The 8,331-nt window shown below is 47.1% G+C and carries 10 protein-coding genes; 4 read left to right on the top strand and 6 right to left on the bottom strand.

Features of this window, described 5'->3' with window-relative positions:
* Positions 1–616: 616 nt before the first annotated feature.
* A complete protein-coding gene (fusA, locus tag IQ270_RS25815; protein WP_193976020.1) occupies positions 617–2,701 on the top strand; it encodes an elongation factor G in 2,085 nt (694 codons plus the stop codon).
* Positions 2,702–2,770: 69 nt separating this feature from the next.
* Here fusA and IQ270_RS32065 read toward each other — a convergent pair whose 3' ends face one another.
* The 3 genes from IQ270_RS32065 to IQ270_RS25805 form a co-directional block, all read right to left on the bottom strand.
* Positions 2,771–2,896, bottom strand: coding sequence for a hypothetical protein (locus IQ270_RS32065; RefSeq protein ID WP_255532487.1), 126 nt, complete (start codon positions 2,894–2,896; stop codon positions 2,771–2,773).
* 465 nt (positions 2,897–3,361) lie between these two features.
* On the bottom strand, positions 3,362–3,514 hold the full coding sequence (locus IQ270_RS25810; protein ID WP_193976019.1) for a hypothetical protein: 153 nt from the start codon (positions 3,512–3,514) through the stop codon (positions 3,362–3,364).
* A gap of 37 nt (positions 3,515–3,551) precedes the next feature.
* Entirely contained in the window at positions 3,552–4,241 is a 690-nt protein-coding gene (locus IQ270_RS25805; RefSeq protein WP_193976018.1) for a PEP-CTERM sorting domain-containing protein, read from the bottom strand.
* Positions 4,242–4,322: 81 nt separating this feature from the next.
* Here IQ270_RS25805 and IQ270_RS25800 point away from each other — a divergent pair, with 81 nt between their 5' ends.
* Together IQ270_RS25800 and IQ270_RS25795 are read left to right on the top strand one after the other, a co-directional pair.
* The gene (locus tag IQ270_RS25800) at positions 4,323–4,478 is read left to right on the top strand and encodes a hypothetical protein (RefSeq protein WP_193976017.1); all 156 of its coding nucleotides are present in this window, start codon (positions 4,323–4,325) and stop codon (positions 4,476–4,478) included.
* Positions 4,479–4,561: 83 nt separating this feature from the next.
* Entirely contained in the window at positions 4,562–4,705 is a 144-nt protein-coding gene (locus IQ270_RS25795) for a hypothetical protein (RefSeq protein ID WP_193976016.1), read from the top strand.
* Positions 4,706–4,968: 263 nt separating this feature from the next.
* On the opposite strand, the gene IQ270_RS25790 is transcribed toward IQ270_RS25795, so the two are convergent.
* Positions 4,969–5,568, bottom strand: coding sequence for a sulfite oxidase-like oxidoreductase (locus tag IQ270_RS25790; RefSeq protein ID WP_193976015.1), 600 nt, complete (start codon positions 5,566–5,568; stop codon positions 4,969–4,971).
* Positions 5,569–5,854: 286 nt separating this feature from the next.
* Here IQ270_RS25790 and IQ270_RS25785 point away from each other — a divergent pair, with 286 nt between their 5' ends.
* Entirely contained in the window at positions 5,855–6,088 is a 234-nt protein-coding gene (locus IQ270_RS25785) for a hypothetical protein (protein ID WP_193976014.1), read from the top strand.
* Positions 6,089–6,327: 239 nt separating this feature from the next.
* Here the strand turns inward: IQ270_RS25785 and IQ270_RS25780 are convergent, their stop codons facing one another.
* Together IQ270_RS25780 and IQ270_RS25775 are read right to left on the bottom strand one after the other, a co-directional pair.
* A complete protein-coding gene (locus tag IQ270_RS25780) occupies positions 6,328–7,023 on the bottom strand; it encodes a TrkA family potassium uptake protein (protein ID WP_193976013.1) in 696 nt (231 codons plus the stop codon).
* A gap of 140 nt (positions 7,024–7,163) precedes the next feature.
* Positions 7,164–8,192: a TrkH family potassium uptake protein gene (locus IQ270_RS25775; RefSeq protein ID WP_228056703.1), complete on the bottom strand. Its 1,029-nt coding sequence runs from the start codon at positions 8,190–8,192 to the stop codon at positions 7,164–7,166.
* Positions 8,193–8,331 lie beyond the last annotated feature (139 nt).

Genomic DNA, 8,331 nt, shown 5'->3' with positions numbered 1-8,331 from the left:
GAGCCGGCCCTAAGGCCCAGCTTGCCCGCGCCCCGCTATCGGCGTATTTGGCCCGCAAAGAAAAATAAAACCCCAGGAAAGGCCTATAATGGGCATGACGCTGTTCGATTCTCCGTCCTTCGCGAACTTGAGTTCGGGTTATCTATCAGCTCAGATTTATGACCAATTAACCAATTACCAATTACCTATTACCTATTAGCCATTACCGGAGTGTACCTCACCTAACTGAGACTCGGCTGTATCTATTAGGTAGTTTGTTTGTTTGAGTTGTCTGAGGCAACAAGACAGCGTTGAAAATGCTGCCAAAAACCGACAAAAAGTCGAACAGGGCATTGTCACGACTCGCTTGCCAAAAGGGAGGTAAAGTCAGACTGCTGCGGTAGCACATCCGGTGGAACTCTCAACAATCACCGCCCGCTTGGGTGCGGTGATTGTGTCAATCACCCAAGAATACTTCGCAGGAATGACTCAGAAGTGTCAAAATTAAGATATGTATGCCAGAAACAGGGGAAAGGAAATCTAGGCTGTACTGGCCCCAAAGGCAACATTGATTCCTCGCTTGTCACGCTTACAGGTGGTCGCCGACGGTTCGTCGCATTTAATCTCAACAGTAATTATGAAAGATCTCACTCGTTATCGAAATATCGGCATCTTCGCCCACGTAGATGCTGGCAAGACCACCACAACTGAAAGAATCCTGAAACTGACAGGCAAAATCCACAAAATAGGTGAAGTTCACGAAGGCGCGGCGACGACTGACTTCATGGAACAGGAGCAAGAGCGCGGTATTACGATTCAATCGGCTGCTACCACCTGCTTCTGGAACCAGCATCAGCTCAACATCATTGATACTCCCGGACACGTCGATTTTACGATCGAGGTTTACCGTTCGCTGAAAGTGCTCGATGGTGGCATCGGCGTGTTCTGCGGTTCTGGTGGAGTTGAACCGCAATCGGAAACCAACTGGCGCTACGCTAACGATTCCAAAGTCGCTCGCATCGTCTACATCAACAAGCTCGATCGTACAGGCGCAGATTTTTACCGCGTTGTCAAGCAAGTCGATCAAATCCTGGCAGCTAAACCGATGGTGATGGTATTGCCGATCGGGATCGAAGAAAAGTTTTGCGGCGTAGTCGATTTGCTCACCCGCAAAGCCTGGATCTGGGATGAATCGGGCGATCCGATGAACTACGAAATTAAAGATGTCCCCGCCGATATGGTCGATGATGTCGAAAAATACCGCGAACAGTTGATCGAACTGGCCGTCGAGCAAGACGACGCTCTGATGGAACAATATCTCGAAGGCAATGAACCGAGTATTGACGACCTCAAGCGCTGTATTCGCAAAGGTACTCGCGATCGGGCATTTTTCCCCACCTACTGCGGCTCATCGTTTAAAAACAAAGGCGTGCAGTTGGTACTCGATGCCGTGGTTGACTATCTGCCAAACCCGATGGAAGTCACACCGCAGCCAGAAGTCGATCTCGATGGCGAAGAAACCGGCGAGTTTGCAGTCGTCGATCCCAACAGGCCGTTGCGGGCACTGGCGTTTAAGATCATGGACGATCGCTACGGTGCTCTAACCTTCACCCGCCTGTACTCCGGTAAGTTGTCCAAGGGCGACACCGTACTCAACACAGCCACAGGCAAAACCGAGCGCGTCAGCCGTTTGGTGGAAATGCACGCCAACTCTCGCGAAGAAATTGAATCGGCACAAGCAGGCGACATTGTGGCGATCGTCGGCATGAAAAACGTCCGCACCGGGCACACCATCTGCGACCCCAAAAATCCCGCCACCTTAGAGCCGATGGTATTCCCCGATCCCGTTATTTCTATTTCGGTCAAACCGAAACAAAAAGGCGGCGAAGAAAAAATGGGAGCAGCCCTCACCAAGATGGTGCAAGAAGACCCATCCTTCCACATGGTGACGGATCAAGAAAGTGGCGAAATGATTCTCAAGGGGATGGGCGAGTTACACCTCGACATCAAAGTAGACATTCTCAAGCGCACCCACGGCATCGAAGTAGAAGTCGGCGAACCGCAGGTAGCCTACCGCGAGTCGATTACCAAGCGCCTCGAAGACGAATACACCCACAAAAAGCAATCAGGTGGTTCCGGTCAATTTGCCAAAATCGGCTACGTGATCGAGCCTGGTGAGGTGGGAAGCGGCTTCCAGTTTGAGTCAAAAGTGACCGGTGGTAGCGTGCCGAGAGAATATTGGCCAGCGGTTGAAAAAGGCTTTGAAAGCTGCATCGACAAAGGCGTCTTGGCCGGATTCCCTTGTCTGGACTTGAAATTTACCCTACTAGAAGGCGGTTTCCACCCCGTTGACTCGTCAGCAATGGCTTTTGAAATTGCTGCCAAAGCGGCCTATCGGCAGTCTCTGCCGAAAGCGGGGCCTCAGTTGCTCGAACCGATTATGAATGTCGATGTATTCACTCCAGATGATTACATGGGCGACGTGATCGGCGACCTCAACCGCCGCCGGGGGATGATGAAATCTCAGGAGACAAGCCAGACAGGAGCGCGGATCAAGGCAGATGTGCCGTTGAGCGAAATGTTTGGTTACATTAGCGACTTGCGTACTATGACATCTGGCCGCGGTCAGTTTTCTATGTCTTTCTCGCACTATGCTCCTTGTCCGAGCAACATCGCTGAGGAAGTGATTAAGGAAGCGAAAGAGCGTCAGGCTGCGAAGTAGTGTATTAAGTACGACAAATTGATTCGTCGTACTTAATCACCAATATTAAAAACTACAAAAATCTAGTTTTTAATATTGGTGATTGGGAGTAACCCCCAGCGCATCTAAATTGTATTTTTCTGGCTGGCGGGACACGCCACAACGGTGCGATCGCACTTGATAGTAAAACTTAGATGCGCCCGGATCTGATCCCAATTTTATTTTCATACTCCTAAAAAATGCTTTTTAGTGACCCAAAGAGATGCTTTGTTCAAAAATTGCTCTAAAAGGGCGATCGCGCATCAATCAATATAGTCTTTGCTAAGATACGATCGACAATTTAAAACCCAGGCTGGTAGCCACTACAGCCAACCCCATCCAGAATCAAAGTAGCGGAATTTTGCTGAAAAACATTAGACCTCTTGCAAGCCCTAATTAGGACAGGCTCTCGGGCCCATCCCACCAGAAAAAAAACTCTTGTGGGATGGGCCCGAGAGCCTGTCCCATCAATTGATGAAAATATTTTTGCAAGAGGTCTAATATATACAGGGAATATGCTGTCGCGCAAATAAACATTGTATATTCAGGGCCCGACACGCCACAATAGTTTGATTGTTTTTTAACATACAATTTTTATTTGCCGCAACAGCTTAGGAATGAGAATTAAATAACTTGCAATCTTTATTGTTGTTGTGGGATGGGCGGGAGAGCCCATCCCACAAACTTGTCTAAATTATTTAATTCACGATCCTTATGCTGTATGACGGCTGCCATTTCTGTTCTTCCTTCAAGCAAAAGGCGAGCCGATTTCCCATCAGCGCGCCTGTTACTCATATTCTTTTTTGTTTAATACAGCGTTATGTTAAAAAAATTACGAAGCTGTCTTGCTACCGCGGCGGCGACGTGCTGCAACTAATCCGCCCAAACCGAGAACCAAACCAGTCATTGTCATCGGTTCGGGAACTGCTTCTGCTGTCACGGTGAAATCTTGGAAGTCTGCGTCGTTACCGCCACCGCGATCGTCGAAGGAGATTGTTGTGCCTCCGTTAGACAGAGAACCTATTCCGTTTGTGAACTTTCCGGCAGCTTTGAAGGTGTTCGTAGTTTGTGTGCCGAGTGCGTTCCAAAGTTCCGATCCGCCAAACACCGCTTGCTGGCTGCCACCGTTCAAGGCTGAGCTCGAGTAGACAATGCCATTTTTGCCGCTGTCGAGTCCCAAAGTGTAAATTTGATTTGCCACGAAGGTGAATACTGCCGATCCTGAACCCAACACTGTATTACCCAGGGTTCCTTTCCATTCGTTCTGAGCGCCGTTGTCTGAGGATTTAGTTTCCGAAAACAGCGTGCTCACTAGAGATGCCGCCGAGTCCTTGACTTCGTAGATTCCGAAAGAGGAAGTATACCCACCGTGAGACTCTTTGAAGTTAAATTTGACATCTGTATTTTGGGTGAAGGTGATACCGCTGGTACCAAAGGAGAAGGCATGAGCTGGAGCTGCGGTGCCCAACATAGCTGTGACGGCTGCGGTAGCTGTTAAGGCGGATAAGATTTTGGTATTCATAATCTGATTTGTTTTGTGCGACGACTTCAATAATTTCATTATGCAATACTTTTTTGGTATGTTTGGCACTTGATGTGATTTTTGACAGACTCTTTATCAAGTCTTTACAATTCCTTTACAAATGCTGTCGATCGCATTGGCACGGATGGCTACTGCTCCCTAAAAGTACACAATACAACGATCGCTATTGTGGCTTTAAACCTTGCTGTGGCAAGCATGACAGCGCGGAGATGGTAATTTAATTTTGGCTTGGTTTATGCTCATTTTTTATTTGGTTCACGGTCTAGATTATCGACAGGCAATATTTAGGTATAAACACGGTGGCACGGGAGGAAACAGAGAGTTATGAAAGTTTTGTATTAACTAGAAATTGGGAATATTTTTTGTTTTGGGACTTGCGTATGGAAGTTAAAGTGGCCGATCGATCGGGCAAATTACGTACAAAGTTCGATCGTTTGGTTTAGGTATTTTGGTTAAATTAGAGGGTATCTGGGCGGTGAGAAAGCCCTAAGATGCGATCGAGGGGGGGATGAACGGAGACTGAAGCTGTCAAAGAGCAGATTGCCTCCTCAACCAATAAATAAGCTGTCGCGTATTTAAATTGTATATTTAGGGCCCGCTTTCGGGATCGCCCCACTCATTGTTTTAGTTTTTTTGACATACAGTTTAAATGCCGCCACAGCTTAGTATATAAGGTTTCAACAAGCCCCGATCGCGATCGAGCGTATCAAAACAAACCGCTGTAGCGTTCTTCGGCCCAAGGTTCGCCCCTGCGGTGGTAGCCGTTGCGTTCCCAAAAACCGAGTTGTTCGGTTTCTGTAAACTCTAGGCCGTTAATCCATTTGGCGCTTTTCCAGGCGTAGAGGTGGGGCACTACCAGCCGCATCGGGCCGCCGTGGTCTGGGGAGAGGGGTTCGCCGAAGACGGTGTGGGCAAAAAAGTTTTCTTCTCGGATCAAGTCGGCGATCGCTATGTTAGTTGTGTAGCCACCGTAGCAGTGTTCGAGGACGTACAGAGCCGAGCCATCGACTTCTACATAGTTCATGAAGTCTGTGACTTTGACTCCAGTCCACTGCACGTCGAGTTTTGACCACCGGGTGACGCAGTGAAAATCGTTCGTAAAGTTACTTTGGGGCATGGCCTGGAAGTCTGACCAAGTGAAGGTTTTTGGTTTTGCCAATCCCCAAATTTTAAATTCCCAACTGTCAATGCTGACCGAGGGTGTATCGCCGTAAGTCAGTACGGGAAAGCCGTTGGCGAGGTATTGACCCGGAGGGACGCGATCGCTGTTTTCTGATTCTGGCTTGCGAAAAAATTTGCCCTGCATTGATTGACGCTCTACAGTAACTGACTGCAATCCTCAGTATAACTTGCAGAGTTCGGCCGAACGCAATTCATCTCCAGGTAGAAAGCTTTCATCGCTTATGCACACCCAAAAATTTGCATTCTGCCTTTGGAGATATTTTCCGCTAAAAATTCAACAAACTCTTGATCGAGCGTATAAATTCATTAACATTCTATTTTATCCCAACTAATGGTTCATTGCAGAATTTTTGATGTATCGTTACAATATGCTCAAATTTCCGATGTAAAAAATTGATGAGGTAAAAATTATGATCGTAAGTTGCTTGATTCCGTTAACAATCTGCTTGATTGCTGGGTGGGTGAGTGTCCGGACTGACAACAGAACGCTAGACGGGATTCCGGCTCCGATAGCTGCAATTATTGGAGTGTGTTCGTTAATTTGGCTGGTGGCGGTGTGTCCTTGGCCTGTTGAACTCGCTTTAGTTGTGGCGGTGCTGATTATGGCTAGAGCTTACCTGCAAAATATTTTGAATGCAGGCTGAATTTTCAGGAGCGCTCCTAAATTTGCCGGAGTGCGATCGTCGGGTGCTGCTACTTTGTAGAAATTTTCGCTATATTTTCTGAGGAGGTGTCAGCCGCAGAAACAAGCCCAGCATTGGTGAAATTCTATTTAGATATTTTGGTTAAAAGTTATAACATAAAGCTTGCGGTTGGAGCGGAGATAATATTATAAGGTGCGCGGCGCGCACCCTACCTGTGGAACAAGTGAAATGGCGAGCTGTTAAATTGGCAAGCGATTGATATCTTTATTAGAACCAATTACTACCATCACTTCGCCTTTGCTCAAGCGTTGGGTTGGCTGCGGATTGATCTCGAACTTGTCGGTGCGACCTACTGCTAGCAAGTTTAAACCGTACCTGCGCCGGAGCTCCAAATCGGAGATGGTTTTACCGTCAAACTTTTCAGGAACGAGCAGCTCAACTATGCTGTGATCTGGGTCGAGGTCAAAGCGTTCTAGAATGCTGGGTTTTGTAAGAATGCGGGCCAAAGAGTCGCCCATTTCTCGTTCGGGAAAAACCACATGATCGGCGCCGACTTTTTTCAAAATTTTCAAGTGAGTTTCCGAGGAAGCTTTGGCTATTACGTGAGTTACCCCGCCTTCCTTAAGATTTAGGGTGGTGGTAATGCTTTCTGCTAGGTAATTGCCGATCGCCACAATCACTGTTTCAAATTCAAATATACCTGCTGCTCTCAGAGCATTAGGTTCAGTAGAATCTAACTGCAAAACGTGAGCAGCAATACGATCGTTCAAAGCTTGAGTTACTTTTTTTTCGTCGGTGTCAATTCCGAGGACTTCGTAACCCAAGCTGTGCAGAGTCGAACACACAGCTTTGCCGAAGCGTCCCAAACCAATAACTGCAAACTGTTTGTTTTCGGCGCGCAAACCGCGAAAAAAATTCAAAGATGACAGGTTCACTGAATATCCAGCGCTGGGTGTCTTGCTTTTTAAATTTTGGCACAGACAGCGCCGCCTCCTTTTGATTTTTGACTAAATAGTAAAAGTTGATTTGGGTTGTCACCCATTGTTTAGATTATCAGCAACAAGGCAGGATTTTTTTATCCTACTAACAAACTTTCCTCAACATACTTAAAAGCTCTGGGTTTGGGGTCGCCGACAGCGGCACTCATCAGCAGGAGCACGCCAACCCGACCTACGTACATTGTAGCAATTAAAACCAGTTTGCCTACGAATGAAATCTTGGCTGTAATCCCTGTGGAAAGACCGACAGTAGCAAAAGCTGACACTGCTTCAAACAGCACTTTGATAAATTCTAGTTCGGGATTGGCTAGCTGAATGCAAATTGCAGATGCGAAGGCGACTAACAGGGAACCGAAAACTACGCTAATGGTTTTCAAAATCATGGCTGGCGGGATTTGGCGCTGATAGCACTGCACATCTTCTTGGCCTTCGAGAACTGCTGCGGTACAGCTAAACAAGATCCTAAAAGTTGTGGTTTTGATGCCGCCGCCGGTGCTGCCGGGACTGGCGCCGATAAACATCAGGGCGATCGTCATAAATAGCGCGGCGTCGCTCATTTTGCCAATATCAATTGTATTAAATCCGGCGGTGCGGGAAGTAACAGATTGAAACCAAGCTGCTATCACTTTTTGCGGAAAATTTAGAGAGCCAAAAGTTCCTGGGTTGTTGTATTCCAGTACCAAAAAGATTAGCGTTCCTAAAATTAAAAGGACAACAGTTGTACTGGTAACGACTTTGAAGTTTAGGGAAAAAACTGTGCATACCGGGCTTTTGTTGAAGCGAGCGCGCAGCCACAGGTACATTTCCATAATTACTTGATAGCCGATGCCCCCAATTACGATCAAACCGCCGACTGTCAAGTTAATTATAGGCGAACTAACGTAGCTGCTAAAACTATCTGAGTAGAGGCTGAAGCCGGCGTTGTTAAAAGCGTTAACGCTGTGAAATACGGCAGACCACATACCTTCTTTAAATCCCGATTCTGGGACGAAAACCGACATCAGCAAAAAGACTCCAGTTAATTCAAACAAAACGGTTGTTGCTAGAATTGACTTCACGAGTTGTACTACGCCGGCTAGCCCGGATTTGTCGAGAGATTGTTGCAGGGCAATTTTGTCCAGGGTAAGCGCATCTCAAAGCCTATTGACAACAGGGTCTTGAGGCATCATCATGTGGAAATAAACAACTAGCGAGAACAGTCAGCATATAGTTATTATCCATAGCAGCCCGATGGGATTTTTGACG

Origin of the sequence: Microcoleus sp. LEGE 07076, assembly GCF_015207455.1 — a bacterium.
GTDB lineage: Bacteria > Cyanobacteriota > Cyanobacteriia > Cyanobacteriales > Microcoleaceae > Microcoleus.
This window is presented reverse-complemented; position numbering and strand designations above follow the sequence as displayed.